Below are 1,679 nucleotides of genomic sequence, written 5' to 3' on the forward strand. Positions count from 1 at the left end.
CGACGCCTTGCAAAAGTAAATCAATTCAGTACTAACTAATATCAAAATTCTAGTTTTACGATATAGATTTTGATGATCTTTGATATTACCCTTGAAGGTACTATTTAAAGATATATAAAAATGTTAATCGTAAACTACATATCATATGCATTCCTATACATTCATGAAAGTAGCCTAACGATATGAGCTGAACCGCAACACTGTTCTAAACAGACGCCGTTCGATTAGAACAGTGTTGCCGGTTCCAGCGATTTGTTCTTCCGCAGTTCCGAGATTTTATTGCATACTACCAACCGTTTGTACTACTGTGAAGGAACTCTTTATTTAGAGGGAAAGTTTCTACCTATCTACCCTGTATAGCGTATTAGGTGGAAATAGTTCTGTCTAAGATGCTCATATGGGTGATTGGGCGGAAATACGTCAGCCTAATCTACCAATATGGGTGATTAGGTGGAAAGCTTCAGTATAACTGTCTCTCCTATAGTCAGACTAATGCTACTTAGGATTTGTTCATCATTCGGTCCTCTACCTTTAGTCCAGACCACTGTCTGGGCCGCGCCCTAGAAGAGTGCTTGGTAGTGACGCTATTCGGTTTAAGCATTATTTCTATTGAACTGAAGAAACCTACGTGCAGTGGATTGGTGCGATATCCTTTTTTCATAACAAACGCTATCCTGCGGACATGGCCGTGTGAAGTCCATGAGATTCGTAACCAACCGCAACATTTTTGGCTTGACGTTTCAAATGACTTAGCGGTACCTTAGTTCTCACGCCCTTCTGGGCATGACCACAAAGCTCAATATTTAGCACTGGCGGCAGGTGCTGGACACACCGCACCGCCAGCTAACCCTAGACTGGTCGAAGCAGTCCGAGGCTTGGGATACTTTATCCTATTGCTGCCCCGGTTTGCATCACATAACTGGGGCAGCTGAATCTTGAGCTTTGGTTTCTTACCGAGCCGCCAGGCTGTAGTCTTTTCGACTGCAGCTTTCAAACGCGGCAACGGTTTAACCACACTTGGAGACCAAAGCTTATGTTTCTCGATATCACCCAGGGCGCAGTTGCGTCCACTGCTGGCACCGAACCGCTGCCCGACCACCAATACGAAACGGTGCGTCACCTGATATTTGGCAGCCTTACCGCCGTGCGGCTGACCATTCAAGACCTGCATAGAAAGCACTATGCCGAACCTAACGACTGGAGTAAACCCATCTCCACCGGGCGTGCCAATGAAGTGATGGCCATTTTGACCAAACGGGTGGCGCTTAAGGAATAGGCGTAGGAAGGGGGCGATCTCAGGAACCATCCATTCTGTCTCAAACAATGCGGCTCTTTTCCAAATCTGTACCATTCTCTGTCTAAACAACAGAATCTTTTTTTAGGCAGAGAATTTTCTCGCGCTTACTTGATTAACGTATTGTTAAAAGACCTTTAAATAGCGCTGATTTTCCCAGTCCGATACATGACAGTGATACTTTTCTCATTCCTAGGGCTGCCGTATATACACAAGTCGGAGAGTAAGCTCAAAGCTTCGAGCCCTCATCCCCCAACCCCTTCTCCCTGGGAGAGAAGGGGAGCTAGACTCAAGGTCCTTCTCCCTGGGGGAGAAGGATTTAGGATGAGGGGTAATGCAGGAGTTAGAGCCACTTTCCAGTTCAATCTTCTAGATGTGTATACAC

At 45.7% G+C, this 1,679-nt stretch carries 1 protein-coding gene; it reads left to right on the top strand.

Annotation, left to right across the window (positions count from 1 at the left end; all coding sequences use genetic code 11):
* Positions 1 to 1,033 precede the first annotated feature (1,033 nt).
* On the top strand, positions 1,034 to 1,276 hold the full coding sequence (locus tag IQ260_RS30410; protein WP_193996774.1) for a hypothetical protein: 243 nt from the start codon (positions 1,034 to 1,036) through the stop codon (positions 1,274 to 1,276).
* Positions 1,277 to 1,679 lie beyond the last annotated feature (403 nt).

The sequence above is a fragment of the Leptolyngbya cf. ectocarpi LEGE 11479 genome (genome assembly GCF_015207065.1).
Lineage (GTDB): Bacteria > Cyanobacteriota > Cyanobacteriia > Phormidesmidales > Phormidesmidaceae > Leptothoe > Leptothoe ectocarpi.